General features: G+C 64.3%; 16 protein-coding genes. 12 read left to right on the top strand and 4 right to left on the bottom strand.

Annotation, left to right across the window (positions count from 1 at the left end):
* The first annotated feature begins 10 nt into the window (after positions 1–10).
* From I6L38_RS13590 to I6L38_RS13610, 5 genes are all read left to right on the top strand, one after another.
* A complete protein-coding gene (locus tag I6L38_RS13590) occupies positions 11–409 on the top strand; it encodes a fumarate reductase subunit C (RefSeq protein WP_005298336.1) in 399 nt (132 codons plus the stop codon).
* 112 nt (positions 410–521) lie between these two features.
* Complete coding sequence (frdD, locus tag I6L38_RS13595; RefSeq protein WP_005298330.1) at positions 522–878, top strand: fumarate reductase subunit FrdD; 357 nt, start codon at positions 522–524, stop codon at positions 876–878.
* A gap of 247 nt (positions 879–1,125) precedes the next feature.
* Positions 1,126–1,857, top strand: coding sequence for a nucleoside recognition domain-containing protein (locus tag I6L38_RS13600; protein ID WP_043171200.1), 732 nt, complete (start codon positions 1,126–1,128; stop codon positions 1,855–1,857).
* On the top strand, positions 1,854–2,321 hold the full coding sequence (locus I6L38_RS13605; protein ID WP_043171201.1) for a YjiG family protein: 468 nt from the start codon (positions 1,854–1,856) through the stop codon (positions 2,319–2,321). The genes I6L38_RS13600 and I6L38_RS13605 overlap by 4 nt, the downstream gene beginning before the upstream one ends.
* A gap of 34 nt (positions 2,322–2,355) precedes the next feature.
* On the top strand, positions 2,356–3,480 hold the full coding sequence (locus I6L38_RS13610; protein WP_201881654.1) for a M20 family metallopeptidase: 1,125 nt from the start codon (positions 2,356–2,358) through the stop codon (positions 3,478–3,480).
* A gap of 84 nt (positions 3,481–3,564) precedes the next feature.
* Here the strand turns inward: I6L38_RS13610 and I6L38_RS13615 are convergent, their stop codons facing one another.
* The 3 genes from I6L38_RS13615 to I6L38_RS13625 all read right to left on the bottom strand — a co-directional run bounded on the left by I6L38_RS13615 (position 3,565) and on the right by I6L38_RS13625 (position 6,331).
* Positions 3,565–4,341, bottom strand: a complete 777-nt coding sequence (locus tag I6L38_RS13615; RefSeq protein ID WP_017787967.1) for an ABC transporter substrate-binding protein — start codon at positions 4,339–4,341, stop codon at positions 3,565–3,567.
* A gap of 56 nt (positions 4,342–4,397) precedes the next feature.
* Positions 4,398–5,618 (bottom strand): winged helix-turn-helix domain-containing protein, encoded by a 1,221-nt coding sequence (locus I6L38_RS13620; protein ID WP_201881652.1) that lies wholly within the window; start codon positions 5,616–5,618, stop codon positions 4,398–4,400.
* A 74-nt stretch (positions 5,619–5,692) separates the two neighbouring features.
* A complete protein-coding gene (locus tag I6L38_RS13625; protein ID WP_201881651.1) occupies positions 5,693–6,331 on the bottom strand; it encodes a class I SAM-dependent methyltransferase in 639 nt (212 codons plus the stop codon).
* 217 nt (positions 6,332–6,548) lie between these two features.
* Here I6L38_RS13625 and I6L38_RS13630 point away from each other — a divergent pair, with 217 nt between their 5' ends.
* The 7 genes from I6L38_RS13630 to I6L38_RS13660 all read left to right on the top strand — a co-directional run bounded on the left by I6L38_RS13630 (position 6,549) and on the right by I6L38_RS13660 (position 13,014).
* Entirely contained in the window at positions 6,549–7,193 is a 645-nt protein-coding gene (locus tag I6L38_RS13630; RefSeq protein ID WP_201881650.1) for a thermostable hemolysin, read from the top strand.
* Entirely contained in the window at positions 7,190–8,656 is a 1,467-nt protein-coding gene (locus I6L38_RS13635) for an AMP-dependent synthetase/ligase (RefSeq protein ID WP_201889433.1), read from the top strand. The genes I6L38_RS13630 and I6L38_RS13635 overlap by 4 nt, the downstream gene beginning before the upstream one ends.
* Positions 8,653–9,312 carry a TenA family transcriptional regulator gene (locus I6L38_RS13640; protein WP_017764976.1) on the top strand — a complete coding sequence of 220 codons (660 nt, stop codon included), beginning with the start codon at positions 8,653–8,655 and terminating at the stop codon, positions 9,310–9,312. The genes I6L38_RS13635 and I6L38_RS13640 overlap by 4 nt, the downstream gene beginning before the upstream one ends.
* Positions 9,309–10,154, top strand: a complete 846-nt coding sequence (locus I6L38_RS13645; protein WP_042006944.1) for an SDR family oxidoreductase — start codon at positions 9,309–9,311, stop codon at positions 10,152–10,154. The genes I6L38_RS13640 and I6L38_RS13645 overlap by 4 nt, the downstream gene beginning before the upstream one ends.
* A 1-nt stretch (position 10,155) precedes the next feature.
* Complete coding sequence (locus I6L38_RS13650) at positions 10,156–10,794, top strand: tetratricopeptide repeat protein (RefSeq protein ID WP_201889434.1); 639 nt, start codon at positions 10,156–10,158, stop codon at positions 10,792–10,794.
* A gap of 82 nt (positions 10,795–10,876) precedes the next feature.
* Positions 10,877–11,566: a response regulator gene (locus tag I6L38_RS13655; RefSeq protein WP_005298307.1), complete on the top strand. Its 690-nt coding sequence runs from the start codon at positions 10,877–10,879 to the stop codon at positions 11,564–11,566.
* Positions 11,563–13,014 carry an ATP-binding protein gene (locus tag I6L38_RS13660; protein WP_216988636.1) on the top strand — a complete coding sequence of 484 codons (1,452 nt, stop codon included), beginning with the start codon at positions 11,563–11,565 and terminating at the stop codon, positions 13,012–13,014. The genes I6L38_RS13655 and I6L38_RS13660 overlap by 4 nt, the downstream gene beginning before the upstream one ends.
* Before the next feature lie 42 nt (positions 13,015–13,056).
* Here the strand turns inward: I6L38_RS13660 and I6L38_RS13665 are convergent, their stop codons facing one another.
* Positions 13,057–13,554, bottom strand: coding sequence for an ATP-dependent zinc protease (locus I6L38_RS13665; protein WP_042049691.1), 498 nt, complete (start codon positions 13,552–13,554; stop codon positions 13,057–13,059).
* Between the last annotated feature and the right edge of the window lie 235 nt (positions 13,555–13,789).

Below are 13,789 nucleotides of genomic sequence, written 5' to 3' on the forward strand. Positions count from 1 at the left end.
GAATGAGACCATGAACAACACCAATAGCAAACGTAAGCCTTACGTCCGCGAAATGAAGAAAGACTGGTGGCTGAAGAATGCCTTCTACACCGGCTACATGATCCGCGAAGGCACCAGCATCTTCGTCTCCATCTACGCCGTCGTGCTGATGTGGGGTCTGCTGCGGCTGGTACAGGGTCAGGAGGCGTTCAACGGCTGGCTGGAATCCCTGCAAAGCCCGATCGCCATCCTGTTCCATGTCATCGCCCTGGCAGCCTGCCTGTTCCACGCCAAGACCTGGTTCGCCCTGGCGCCGAAAGCCATGCGCATCTTCCGTGGCGAAGACCTGGTGCCGGAGAAGCCGATCGTCATCGCCCAGTATGTGGCGCTGGCGGTGGTATCCCTGCTTGTCCTGATCATCGTGGCCTGAGGAGAAAACAATGAGACGTTCTGACGAGCCTGGTTATTGGTGTCTGTTTGGTACCGGGCTCTCATTCAGAAACGTTGGCCACGATCACTCAATCATGATTTGAGGAAAAAATATGAGACGTTCTGACGAGCCTATATATTGGGGTCTGTTTGGTGCCGGCGGCATGGTCGTTGCCATGCTGCTGCCGGTCATTGTCCTCATCACAGGTCTGCTGGTGCCCATGGGCATCATGGACGTGGAGACCATGAGCTACGAGCGCGTGCTGGAATTCGCCAGCTCCTGGTGGGGTGCCTGCATCCTGCTGGCCATCATCGCCCTGCCCATCTGGCACGGCATGCACCGCATCTACCACGGCCTGCATGACTTGGGGATCCACACCACCAAGCTGCACCACTATGTGTTCTATGGCTTCGCCTTCCTGGTGTCCGCCATCACCCTGGGTCTGCTGATGGTGCTGGTGTTCCAGTAAGCACATCCAGACTGCATGACAAACCGGGCCAAGTGCCCGGTTTTTTATTGCCCGCCCGAAAGCCCGTCAGCCCCCCCTCAATAATCTCGGTAAAACAGAACTTTTAACCAACAATACCAAGATCACCATCACATAAAACCAACATCATACTAATATGCAGTGAACTAGCTTGACCACCATCAATTAATCAAAAGACGCAACCGCATAATTTCCTCTGACTAAACGCTTATTCAGAGGGAGTTAAATCATGACTGACAAATCACGCTCGGTAACAATAGGCAGTTACCTGGCACTGGCGTTCGCCATCGTATTCTTCTCGGGACTGCTGCAGTCCAACCAGTGGTACGGAGTATTCGACTTTACCACGCTGAACGGCTCGTTCGGCACCATGGTTCAGAGCGTCAGCGAGAACGGCGACGGCCTCAAGACCGCCATGACCGACATGCGCGGCAAGGGGGGCAACGGCGCCCGCGACGGCTTCCTGTTTGCCCTGACCCTGATCCCCACCGTGATGTTCGCCCTCGGCATGATCAATGTGCTGGAACACTACGGCGCCCTGGATGCCGCCCGCAAGCTGCTGACCCCACTGCTGCGACCGCTGATGGGGATCCCGGGCAATACGGGGTTGGCGCTGATCGCCTCCCTGCAGAGTACCGACGCCGGCGCCGCCATGACCCGCCAGCTCAAGGATGAAGGGCTCATCAGCAAGCGCGAGACCGACGTCTTCACCATGTTCCAGTTCTCCGCCGGTGCCACCATAGTCAACTTCTTCTCCTCCGGCGCCGTGCTGTTCACCTTGACCCTGGCCGATGGCAGCCCGGCAGTCAGCTCCTCCATCGGTCTCGCCGTGGTGGTGATGTTTGCCTTCAAATTTGTCGGTGCCAACCTGTTTAGGGTCTACCTCAACCTGACCGAAGGCAAAAACAGCAACAACACCCAGCACGCCACGACCCCCAGCACCCAGGAGCAATCCAAATGAGCCAGGCCAACGTCAAAAAACCCATCGTCACCGATATCTTCGTCGAAGGGGCCAAGAAGGGATGGGTCATCGCCACCACCTCCACCGTGCCCAACGTGCTAATGGCCTTCGTCATCATCAAGGCGCTGCAGATCACCGGCGCCCTGGACGCCATGGGTGCCATCTTCTCCCCCATCATGGCGGTGTTTGGTCTGCCCGGTGAGGCAGCTGCCGTGTTGATCGGCGCCTGGATGTCCATGGGCGGCGCGGTCGGCGTGGTCATCACCCTGTTCGATCAGGGCATACTCAACGGCACCCATATCGCCATCCTGGCCCCCGCCATCTACCTGATGGGCTCCCAGGTGCAGTACATGGGCCGCATCCTCGGCTGCATCGGCACCGAAGGGCGCTACATCCCCATCATGATCGCCATCTCTGTGCTCAATGCCTTCGGCGCCATGCTGTTGATGAACATCCTTCTCTGACCCTTTTCGAACAACCACATAGGTGGAGCAACCGATGACTTTTTCTCTGGATGAATACCTGGCCGAGCTGGCCCCTCTCGTCAACCTGGATTGCGGCTCATTGCATCAGCCAGGCATCGCCGCAGTGGCAGATATGATGGCCGCCAAATACGAGGCCATGGGTGGCTGGTACGTCAAGCGGGTTGACTGCGGGGTAGCAGGCGTAGGACTGGAAATTCGCAACCAGCCTGATGCCGAAAGGATCGATGTGATGTTGATTGGCCATATGGACACCGTCTTCCCCCTCGGCACCGCCGCCACCCGCCCGCTGAGCGTTGATGGCGAGCGAGCTTACGGCCCCGGCGTCTCCGACATGAAATCCGGCCTGCTCAACATCGTCTATGCCCTGCGCACCCTGCCCCGCGAAGTGCGCGACAGCCTGAGCATCTGCGTCTGCATGAATCCGGATGAAGAGATTGGCTCCCTGCACTCCAGCGACTGGCTGGCCTCGGTGGCCAAACAGGCCCGTCAGGTGCTGGTGGCCGAAGCAGCCCGTGCCGACGGCTCCCTGGTCAAGGCCCGCAAGGGGATGGCCCGCTATCGTCTCGATTTCACCGGCAAGGCGGCCCACGCGGGCAACGAGCCGCAGAAGGGGCGCAGCGCCATCACCGAGCTGGGTCACTGGATCCTGGCCATCAATGCCCTCACCAATTTCGAGAGTGGCACCACCCTCAACATCGGCATCGTCGAAGGGGGCACTGGCGCCAACATAGTGCCGGCCCACGCCAGCGCCGTAGTAGATGTGCGCTTCTGGGACAACCAGGAGTACTGCCAGGTCAACGACCAGTTACTGACCCTGGCCGAGCGCCCCCATCTGAAAGGGGTCGCCATCAAGCTGACCCGTGAGGCGCACAAGCCAGCCATGATGCCGTCAGAGGGCACCCAGGCACTTATGGCCATCGTGGAGGAGTGCGGTCAGGAGTTGGGTCTGCCCATCTGCTGGCAGGAGGTCGGTGGCGGCTCCGATGCCAACCTGACCGCCGCCCTCGGCATTCCGACCCTGGACGGCCTGGGCCCCATCGGCGCAGGTTTCCACAGTGACGAGGAGTATCTGGACCTGGCGAGCATAGCCCCGCGCATCGAGCTGCTGGTGAGGGTGTTGACCCGTATCGCGAACTGACATCGGCATTCATAAAAAGAGGATCCAGCCGGTTTACATCGGCTGGCTCCTCTTTTCTCGTCCTACTGACAGGCTGTCTGCCGGCTACTCCATCGGCGGCAAAAAACGGCGCATCACCTCGTCGCTGTAACCGCTGTCCTGAAACTCGATCAGCAACTGGTTGAGGCGGGTCACCAGCTCATAGGAGCGCGGCGAGCCCTTGCTCACCAGCAGATAGAAGCCCTTGCGGCTGGGCAGGGCGAGGTGGAGCAGGCCGCTCTCGCTCTGGTAGATGCCAAGGCCGATACCGCTCATCAGGGGTTCAATCTCGCTGGGCAAAAAGTCACAGCGATCGCGCCCCAGCATGTCCAGCGCCTGCTGCAACTGCTTGAGCCGTCGCGGCTCCTGCGCCAGCCCGTAGGGGGCATAGTTGTAGCCGAGCACCCCGCACACCCGTGAGCGATTGACCGTCTGCAGATCGGGCGCCTCGGGGAAGCGCCGCTTGAGGTAGAAAAATCCGAGGTGGGTGTAGTAAAGCGGCACGCTGTAGAAAGCATATTCCGCCCGCTCCGGCTTGTAACTGGCATCCCAGGTCAGCTCGCACAAGCGGTTCTGGCGATAGTCGGCCAGCTCCTGCTGCACCCTTGCCCAGGGCAGATAGCGGATCTTGTAGGACAAACCGAGCCGCTTCAGGGCCTCGAGCACCTGGGTTGTGGCAGAGCCGGTGAGACGGCCGGTATCGGGCACGCCATCCTTGCGCTCCCAGTAGGTGAAGGGGGCCCACTCGTTGCCCTCCCCCAGGCAGATCTGCACCTCGGGCTGGGCCGCCTCCACCAGCCCGGTCAGGCCCCATCCCAGCAGCAACAACATGGCTCGCGTCATTGTCTCCCTCCTTCGCCTCCCTTACAGCTTAGTGCAGACGGGGGTGATGCTCCCCGTCAGGGTGCCCCCTCCTGCCACAGGGCCAGCAGGGGCGCGGGGATGGCGCCGTAGCGCAAGGTCGGAGTCTGGTGCCAGTCGGCCAGCCGCTGCAGCGCTTTGGCCAGCTCCTGCGCCAAGGTTCGGGTCACCCTGACCCCCGCCTCCAGATAGAGACTCTTTATCTCGAAGATCTCCTGCTGGCGATGGGCCTTGGCGTCCATCCTGCCCACCAGCTTGCCGCGATGCAGCAGCGGCAGCACGAAGTAGCCGTACTGGCGCTTGGGGGCCGGGGTATAGCACTCGATGCGGTAGTCAAAGCCAAACAACTCGCTGGCCCGCTTGCGATCCCAGACCAGAGGGTCAAACGGTGACAAGGCCGTGGTATGGGTCGCCTTGAGGGTGCCAGCCTGCGCCCTGGCCAACTCCTCGGCCAGGGAGGCGTGCACGAAGGCGCCGTGCTGCCACCCCTCCACCCGCACCGGCAACAGCTCCCCTTCGTCCGCCAGCTGATGGAGCAGGGCGTCGTATTTGCCGCGTCGCAACCGATAGTAGTCGGCCACCCAGCCGGTCTTGACCAGCCCCAGCGCCCGGCAACTGGCTCGCACCATGTCCCTTTGCGCCTGTTCCGGGCTCGGCAGATCCCGCGCGTCGCGCCACTCGGGCATCACCCGCTCGGCCAGATCGTAAACCCGCTGGAAGTTGCGCCGCTCGCGCACCATCAGCTGGCCTGCGGTGAACAGCACCTCCAGATGGCGCTTCTCCGGCTTCCAGTCCCACCAGCCATTGCCCTTGCCCCCCTTGCGTTCAAAATCGGCCGCCCGCACCGGGCCATGCTGGCGAATGCGCTCGATGATATCGCCGATCTCCTGCTGATGGGTGGCGAGCCAGTTGGCCGAAAACTTCCAGCCCATGGCGGCGGGATCCAGCATGCGGTGGCGCAGCAGGCGGTAATCCTCCCGTGGCACGAAGCAGGCCTCGTGGGCCCAGTATTCGAATAGATCGCCATCGGCCAGCAACTGCTCCAACCAGCGCGGATCGTACTGCCCCAGCCGGCTGAACAGCACCAGGTAAGGGCTGCGGGCCACCACCGAGATAGTGTCTATCTGCAGCAGCGCCATGCGGCGGATGGTGGCCAGCAGATCGGCCGGTTTCGCCTTGCCGCGGCGCGGCGTCAGCAGCCCCTGGGCCGCCAGTTGTAGATGACGGGCGTCTTGCAATGAGAGGTGGGGGATCGACATGGAAATAGGGGCATCCGTTCCTGAGTATCGGGCCACCAGCATGCCCAACTCATGGCCAAATGAAAACGCCCGGCTCAGGGTTTGGTGATGACCGCCACATCCGCGTGAGGAAACTCGACCTGTGCCTGCCAGCGGGTCGCCAGGGTGCGAAAGGAGGCCTCGGCAAAGAAGACGATGTGGGTCGGATCGTGGCGGTAGCGCCACTGCCGGAAGCGCTCGTCCCCCAGCACCCGCTGGGTCTGCAGCACCAGCAGACCGCCGGGCTTGAGGCAGCCCCACAGCGTCTCCAGCACGGCGCGCGGCTCGGCGATGTGCTCGATCACCTCGGTGCTGGTGATGAAGTCATACTGCCGCGTCAGCAACTCGGGCTCGTCGGCATAGAACTTGTCGTAGCCCGCCATCTGGTAGCCCGCCTCCCGCCCCATGGCGATGAGCGCCGGGCCCGGGCCGCAGCCAAAATCGAGGCCGCTGGCCGGCGGAGGCAGGCGGCGCAGCACCTCGCCGAAGGCACGCAGCAAAAAGGCGCGATAGCGGGGGTCATCCACCTGGTTGTCGTGGCCGTCATAGACCGCCTTCTCGCGCGCGGGATCCAGGTGCTCGACCGCATCCAGCCAGACCAGCTCGCAGGCCCGGCAGCGATGGTAGAGCTTGCCGGCCACCGGCAGCTCATAGGCATCGGTGGCGCAGCAGAGCGGGCAGGATAAGGGGGTCATGGCATCTCCTCTCGAAAGCGGGGCGGTCAAAAGTGGCCGCAGCTTGCCTGCCTGTCTGGCGGCTGACAAGGTTTTTGTCCGGCTGCCCCGCAATCGGGTCACAGCTTTACCTCTCTTTTCAACCAGTTGCATCTGTGTGAAACAGATTTTTTACCTCTTAAGGGTTTCTTAAGTTTGCCCCTTTAGTCTGATGACAATCGACAAGAAGGAGCCATCCATGACCACCGACATTCAAGCCCCCTATCGGCTGGCACTGGCCGATACCCCGCAACAGGTCATGGCACTGCAGGGCTACATCCAGGCGGCCTACAGCCAGGAGTTCAACGCCCGCATTCCCCATTTTCTGCCCTGCCTGCTCGGCCTCTACCGGGCCGACGGCCTGCTGGCCGGCGCCTGCGGTCTCAAGCTGGCCGGCAGCGAGCGCCTCTATCTGGAACAGTATCTGGATCAGCCCATCGAGGCCGCCATCGAAACCCGGCTCGGTGCCCCCGCCCGGCGGGATCGCATCGTCGAGGTGGGCAACCTCGCCTGCAGCGAGCCCGGCAACGCCCGCCTGATGTTTGCGGCGCTCTGCCGTCTGCTGTGCGACAACGACCTCGATTATGTTGTGTTCACCGGCACCGCCAAGCTGCGCAACAGCTTTCACCGCCTCCACCTCACCCCGGTGGAGCTGGCCCCCGCCAGGGCCGACAAGGTGGGTGACGACGCCAGCGCCTGGGGCGCCTATTACCACTGCCAGCCCAAGGTGATGGTCGGCGATCTCGGCCTCGGACGGCAGGCGCTGGCCCGGGGCAGCCTGCTGCTCTCCCTGCTGGCCCCCATGCCCTCCCTGTTCAACTGCCCGCACCGGAGCGCCTTATGATGCTGTTTGACCAAATCGCCTACTTCGCCCGCCAGACGCCCCACAGCCCGGCTCTTGCCAGCAGCCAGCACAGCCTCAGCTACGAGGCGCTGTGGCAGCAGTTGCCAGCGCTGGCCGACCGCCTGCAGATGGCCGGGATCAGCCGATTGGCGCTGCAACTGGACAACGGCCTGCCCTGGGCGCTCATCGATCTCGCCTGCGCCATGGCCGGTATAGTGGTGATCCCGATCCCCCACTTCTTCAGCCTGGAGCAGCAGGAGTGGCTCTTGGAGAGCAGCGGCGCCGACGCCCTGATCGGCCCCCACCATCCGGGCTGGCAGGCCAGCGAGCCGCTGACGCTCGCGGTCGGCGAGCTGCCGCTGTGGCGCCGCACTCCTGCCCGGCTGCCCCCCCTGCCGGCCGGCACCGCCAAGATCACCTATACCTCCGGCACCACAGGCCAGCCCAAGGGAGTCTGCCTGTCGCTGGCCCAGATGATGGCGGTCTGCGCGTCGCTGGCCGAACGGGTTGCCCCGGCCAAGGTTGAGAAGCACCTGACCCTGCTGCCGCTCACCACCCTGCTGGAAAACCTCACCGGTCTCTACGTGCCACTGCTCACCGGTGCCTGCAGCCGCATCCCTTCGCTGGCAGAGCTCGGCTTTGCCGGCTCCAGCAAGCTGGATCCGGCCACCCTGGCCCAGGCCCTGCTGCGCTGGCCCACCCACAGCCTGGTGCTGGTGCCCGAGCTGCTGCGCCTGCTGCTAGCCCTGTGCAGCGCCAACCCGGCGCTGGCCGAACAGCTGGCCGGCCTGCGCTTCGTCGCGGTGGGCGGCGGCAAGGTCTCGCCCGAGCTCATCAGCCGAGCCCGCAAGCTGGGGCTGCCGGTCTACGAGGGGTACGGGCTGTCAGAGTGCGGCTCCGTCGTGGCCCTCAACGGCCCCAACGGCCACAGCCTGGGCAGCGTCGGCCAGCCACTGCCTCACTGCCGGGTATCGATCGCCGCCGACGGTGAGATCCTGGTGGAAGGAGCCGCCATGCTCGGCTATCTGGGCAACGATGAAGCGGTACCAGCGCTGGTCGCCACCGGCGATCTGGGTCATCTGGATGCCGAGGGTTACCTGCACATCACCGGGCGCAAGAAGAACGTCCAGATCACCGCCTTCGGTCGCAACTTCTCCCCCGAATGGGTCGAGGCGGAAGCCCAGCTCTGTCCGGCCATCGCCCGCATCGTGATCTTCGGCGACGGCCAGCCGGCCAACGTCGCCCTGATCCAGCCGCAGCCGGGCACCGACGCCCTGCTGGCCCAGCAGATTGAGCAGCTCAATCATCGCCTGCCCGACTATGCCCGCATCCATCACTGGCTGCCGGTGGCGCTGGATCAACATCCTGAACTGCTCACCGCCAACGGCCGCCCCCGTCGCGAACGGATTTATCACCACTTTTCCCGGCAGATCAGCCAATGCCTTACAGGAGAGACCTCATGAGCTTCTATCAGACTCTGCAACAAGCCACTGCCAGTGAGCGCGAGCATCTGTTCAACGCCCCCATCATAGAGGCGTGCCGCAAGGGGGAGATCTCCCGCGACATCTACCTGCGCTTCCTCTCCCAGGCCTTCTATCACGTGCGCCACACGGTGCCGCTCTTGATGGCCACCGGCGGCAAGCTGGGCCAGGAGTATGAGTGGGTGCGCGGCGCCATCAAGGAGTACATCGACGAGGAGTACGGCCATCAGGAGTGGATCCTGAGCGACATCCGCGCCTGCGGCGGCGATGCCGAGGCAGTGCGCCACGGCCAGCCCGAGTTGCCCATCGAGCTGATGGTGGCCTTTCTCTATGACCAGGTGCAGCGCGGCAACCCCATGGGCTTCTTCGGCATGGTACAGGTGCTGGAAGGCACTAGCGTCGCCATCGCCCTGACCGTGGCCGACCAGCTCAAGGCGGGCCTCGGCCTGCCGCCCCAGGCCATGAGCTATCTCAGCTCCCACGGCGCACTGGATCAGGATCACCTCAAGTTTTTCGAATCCCTGATGAACCGTGTGGAGAGCCCGGCCGATCAGGCGGCCATTATTCACTCGGCCAGGGTGGTCTACCGCCTCTACGCCGACATGCTCTATCAACTGACGGAAAACCAGACATCATGAAGCTTGAAGGAAAACTCGTGCTGCTCACGGGCGCCAGCGGCGGGATCGGCGAGGCGCTGGCCCAAGAGCTGGCGGCCCAGGGAGCGCACCTGTTGCTGCACGGACGCAGGGCCGGTGCACTGGAGCGGCTGTGCAAGGAGCTGCCGCACCCGGAGCGCCACCAGACGGTGATCGCCGATCTGGGCTCGCCCCAGGAGCGGGCCAGACTGCTGCAGCACCCGGCGCTGGACGAGGGGCTGGACGTGCTGATCAACAACGCCGGCTGCAACCAGTTTGCCTGGCTGGAGGATCAGAGCAGCGAGCAGGTGGAGCGCCAGCTGCTGCTCAACGTCGAGGCGCCGATCCAGCTCACCCGCATGCTGCTGCCCCGCCTGCGCAAGCCGGCGGTGATCATGAACATCGGATCCAGCTTCGGTGCCATCGGCTACGCCGGCTACAGCGTCTATTGCGCCAGCAAGTTCGCCCTGCGCGGCTTCAGCGAGGCGCTCGGCCGCGAACTGGAGGGGACCGGCATCCAGGTGCTGCACTTTGCCCCCCGAGCCACCCGTACCCGCCTCAACTCGGAGGCGGCCTACGAGATGAATGCCGAGCTCGGCACCCACACCGACAGCCCGCAGGACGTGGCCGAGGAGGCCGTCATCGCCCTGTGTAACGAAACCCGCCGCAGCTGGCTCGGCTGGCCGGAGAAGCTGTTCGTGCGGCTCAACGGCCTGCTGCCCGGCCTGGTCGACCGGGCGCTGGCCAGGCAAAAACCCATCATAGAGCGCTATGCCCGCCACCCGGCACCCGCTGCCGGCACGTCGGGGCACCCCACCTCCGTCATGACAGAGAAGGAACGTTAAGATGAAGCACGCCACTTTCCGCCCCCGTTTCACCCACTGCGCCCTCCTGCTGCTCATGCTGGGCTCGGGGATGGCCCAGGCCGCCGACGCCCTGCCCGTCATCCAGCAGCAGTGGGCCGTCTGTCAGTATCAACAGACCGGCAAGGCCAAGGAGAGCTGCCTCGAACAGCTGAGCAGCGAGGCCGATCAGGCCAGCGCCAAGGAGGCCTTTCGCACCGACCTGCTGATCTGGTCGGCCATCGTCAAGAGCACCTGGGCCGGCGCCAAGGGCGGGTTGGGAGCGCTCGGTCTGGTCAAGGAGGCCAAGACCAAGCTGGAGATCGCCCTCAGGCAGGACCCCAAGGCACTGGACGGCTCCGCCTACACCAGCCTGGGCTCGCTCTACTATCAGGTGCCGGGCTGGCCGGTGGGCTTTGGCGATGACGAGAAGGCCGAGCAGCTGCTCAAGCAGGCGCTGGCCATCAACCCGACCGGCATAGACCCCAACTTCTTCTACGGCGACTTCCTGCTGGATCAGGGCCGCAAGGCCGAGGCCAAAGGCTATCTGGAGAAGGCGCTGGCAGCCCCGCCCCGGCCGGGTCGCGAGCTGGCGGACCAGGGTCGACGCATCGAGATCCGCGACCGCCTCGACAAGCTGTAAATCCGTTTGGGATCAGCGGGCTATTTAAACTCTGCCCACCAGCTTGCATACTGGTGGGCAGCGTCTTTTGAGGGGAATAACAATGCGGATCCTGTTGGTGGAAGATGATGTGATGCTGGGCGACGGCATGGTGGATGCCCTGCGCAGCAGCGGCTACACGGTGGACTGGCTGCAGCAGGGGCTGCCTGCCCTGTCGGTGCTCAAGAGCGAGGAGTTTGCCGCGCTCATTCTGGATCTCAACCTGCCGGACATCGACGGCATCAGCCTGCTGCGCAAGCTGCGCCGGGAAGGCCAGACGCTGCCGGTGCTGATCCTCACCGCCCGCGACGCCCTGGACGACCGGGTGCTGGGGCTGGATGCGGGCTCCGACGACTACATGGTCAAGCCGTTCGCCCTGCAGGAGCTCAACGCCCGCCTGCGCGCCCTGGTGCGCCGCAGCAAGGGCCAGGCCCAGGCGGTGCTCGAATACGGCGAGCTGCAGCTCTATCCCGAATCCCAGCAGGTCACCTATCGGGGCGAGCCGGTCAAGCTCACCCCCCACGAATACAAGCTGCTGCAGGAGCTCATCACCCAGAGCGGGCGGGTGCTGAGCAAGGATCAGCTGCAGCAGAGCCTCTACGGCTGGGACGAGGGGGCCGAGAGCAACGCGGTGGAGGTGCACATTCACCATCTGCGCAAGAAGTTCTACAGCGACCTCATCCGCAATATCCGCGGGGTCGGCTACATCATTCCCCAGCTTGAGCAGGCCCAGCGCCGGGACGGCCGGGCATGACACGTCCCCGCTCCATCCGCCGCTTTCTGCTCTCCGGCATCCTGGCGCTGGTCAGCGCCAGCCTGGCCGTCAGCGCCCTCATCGGCTATCTGGAAGCGAGCCACGAAATGGAGGAGCTGTTCGATGCAAGGCTCGCCCAGTCGGCCCGCATCACCAACCAGCTGCTCGGCCGCTATCTGGAACAAAACGGCGAGCTGCCCGCCAACGGCACCGTCTATCAGGAGTGGGAGCAGAGCAACCCGGAGCCGTGGCAGAAAGACAAGAGCTTCAACCTGCGGGGTGAAGACAGAGAGCTCACCCCCTTTGGCCACGAGTTCGAGCGCAACCTCTACTTCCAGCTGCTGAGCGAGCAGGGCGGCATACTGCTGCGCTCCCCCAGCGCCCCCAGCCAGCCCCTCGGCGCGCTGGCCCCCGGCTTCAACAGCGTCACCAAGGACAACCACGAGTGGCGCACCTTCACCCTCTACAACCAGGATGCACAGACCTGGCTCATCGTGGCGGAGCGGGACGACGAGCGCAGCGAGCTGGCCAGCAAGATGGCCACCCTGACCATGCTGCCGCTGCTCATCACCCTGCCCTTCCTGCTTGGCCTGTTGTGGTGGCTAATCTCCCGCGGGCTGGCGCCGCTGCGCCAGCTGGCCCAGGCCATCGGTGAGCGCCACCCGGCCAACCTGAGTCCGCTCAACCTGAAGATCCGGGCCCAGGAGCTGACCCCGCTCACCAACGAGATCAATCGCTTGATGCACGCCCTTGCCGACACCATAGAGCGGGAGAAACAGTTCACCAACGAGGCGGCCCATGAGCTGCGCACCCCGCTGGCGGTGCTGCGCATCCACAGCGAGAACGCGCTGGCCGCCGAGGATGCCGAGAGCCGTCAGCACTCCCTGCAGAAGATGCTGCTGGCGCTCGATCGCAGCGATCGGCTGCTGCGCCAGCTGCTGACCCAGGCCCGCATCGACAACCAGCAGGGGCTGGAGCTGAGCGAGCTCAACCTGAACCAGCTACTGCAGGGCACCCTGGCCACCCTGGCCCCCATCGCCCTGAAAAAGGATCAGCAATTGTCGCTGGAAGGCACCGAGCAACTGACGGTGATGGGGCAGGCCACCCTGCTGGAGCTGATGTTCAGCAACCTCATCGACAACGCCCTGCGCTACACCCAGGCCCAGGGCGAGATCGTGGTCGAGGCGTGCCAGGAGGGACACAGGGTCAGGGTCGACATTCGCGACAACGGCCCCGGCATCCCCACCGCCGCCCTGTCGCGCCTGTGCGAGCGTTTCTTTCGGGTCAATCCCCAGCAGGGGGACGGGGTCGGCCTCGGCATGGCCATCGTCTCGCGTATCGCCCAGCTGCACGGCGCCGATCTCGACATCCACAACCGGCCGCAAGGGGGGCTGGAAGTCAGCGTGCTGCTGCCCGCCCCAGCCCGCCAGGCCCAACCAGCGCAATGAGAAACGGGGGCCTGGCCCCCGTTTCTCATGCTGCTATTCGCCTCAGCGACAGCTCGGCTGCACCGTGAAGGTGCGGCTCGAATCCACCGCGCCGAGATCCGCCAGCAGACGGCGCCCCAGCAGCACCGGATAGATCATCTTGCTGCGATCCCGCAGGGTGAACCACTCCTCGTACACCTTGTCACCCAGGCAGATGGACATGGTGACCGTGGGGCGCTGCTCCATGCCGCCGGCGCCACGCACCGTCACCATGTGCTCCACCGGCCGCTCCAGGGTCTGGCTCACCTGCCGGTCGGTGTTGGCATCGGTCACCTGCAGGGTAAAGCGCACCCAGGGCTTGCCGTCACGCTTGAAGTGGCGCAGATCCCGCGCATCGAGCGAGGAGGTGAGCGCCCCGGTATCCAGCTTCATCTTCACTGCCACCCCGCTCGGCATGATGAGCCCCTTCTCAATCCAGCCATAGATGGTGGGCGCCGGCGCGGCGAGGGCCGGCAGGGCAAACCCGGCCAGCAGCAGCGGTATCATTCGCAATCGGATCATGTCTACTCCTTGTCAGGACGGGGCCGACACAGGCCCGAGCCGCCCAGAGTGGGGATGGAAAGCGCCACTGTCAACCGCTGAAAAGCACGGCAGACCAGCGAGTAACGAGTGGCCGGATGCGGTGCGTCAGCAGCCTGCGGTGACGGGGCAGAACAGTGTCATCAGAAGCCGACCTGGCAGGCAAGGAGGGAGGCAAGATTGGCGTTGGATGAAACCCGAGGCTGTGCTCAGGTTG

It is taken from the genome of Aeromonas sp. FDAARGOS 1408, from assembly GCF_019048665.1.
In the GTDB taxonomy this organism is placed as follows: domain Bacteria; phylum Pseudomonadota; class Gammaproteobacteria; order Enterobacterales; family Aeromonadaceae; genus Aeromonas; species Aeromonas dhakensis.

Excerpts from the sequence above, each read along its gene's own strand:
- I6L38_RS13590 (WP_005298336.1), top strand. The coding sequence starts at position 11 with ATGAACAACACCAATAGCAAACGTAAGCCTTACGTCCGCGAAATGAAG.
- frdD (WP_005298330.1), top strand. The coding sequence starts at position 522 with ATGAGACGTTCTGACGAGCCTATATATTGGGGTCTGTTTGGTGCCGGC.
- I6L38_RS13600 (WP_043171200.1), top strand. The coding sequence starts at position 1,126 with ATGACTGACAAATCACGCTCGGTAACAATAGGCAGTTACCTGGCACTG.
- I6L38_RS13605 (WP_043171201.1), top strand. The coding sequence starts at position 1,854 with ATGAGCCAGGCCAACGTCAAAAAACCCATCGTCACCGATATCTTCGTC.
- I6L38_RS13610 (WP_201881654.1), top strand. The coding sequence starts at position 2,356 with ATGACTTTTTCTCTGGATGAATACCTGGCCGAGCTGGCCCCTCTCGTC.
- I6L38_RS13615 (WP_017787967.1), bottom strand. The coding sequence starts at position 4,341 with ATGACGCGAGCCATGTTGTTGCTGCTGGGATGGGGCCTGACCGGGCTG.
- I6L38_RS13620 (WP_201881652.1), bottom strand. The coding sequence starts at position 5,618 with ATGTCGATCCCCCACCTCTCATTGCAAGACGCCCGTCATCTACAACTG.
- I6L38_RS13625 (WP_201881651.1), bottom strand. The coding sequence starts at position 6,331 with ATGACCCCCTTATCCTGCCCGCTCTGCTGCGCCACCGATGCCTATGAG.
- I6L38_RS13630 (WP_201881650.1), top strand. The coding sequence starts at position 6,549 with ATGACCACCGACATTCAAGCCCCCTATCGGCTGGCACTGGCCGATACC.
- I6L38_RS13635 (WP_201889433.1), top strand. The coding sequence starts at position 7,190 with ATGATGCTGTTTGACCAAATCGCCTACTTCGCCCGCCAGACGCCCCAC.
- I6L38_RS13640 (WP_017764976.1), top strand. The coding sequence starts at position 8,653 with ATGAGCTTCTATCAGACTCTGCAACAAGCCACTGCCAGTGAGCGCGAG.
- I6L38_RS13645 (WP_042006944.1), top strand. The coding sequence starts at position 9,309 with ATGAAGCTTGAAGGAAAACTCGTGCTGCTCACGGGCGCCAGCGGCGGG.
- I6L38_RS13650 (WP_201889434.1), top strand. The coding sequence starts at position 10,156 with ATGAAGCACGCCACTTTCCGCCCCCGTTTCACCCACTGCGCCCTCCTG.
- I6L38_RS13655 (WP_005298307.1), top strand. The coding sequence starts at position 10,877 with ATGCGGATCCTGTTGGTGGAAGATGATGTGATGCTGGGCGACGGCATG.
- I6L38_RS13660 (WP_216988636.1), top strand. The coding sequence starts at position 11,563 with ATGACACGTCCCCGCTCCATCCGCCGCTTTCTGCTCTCCGGCATCCTG.
- I6L38_RS13665 (WP_042049691.1), bottom strand. The coding sequence starts at position 13,554 with ATGATCCGATTGCGAATGATACCGCTGCTGCTGGCCGGGTTTGCCCTG.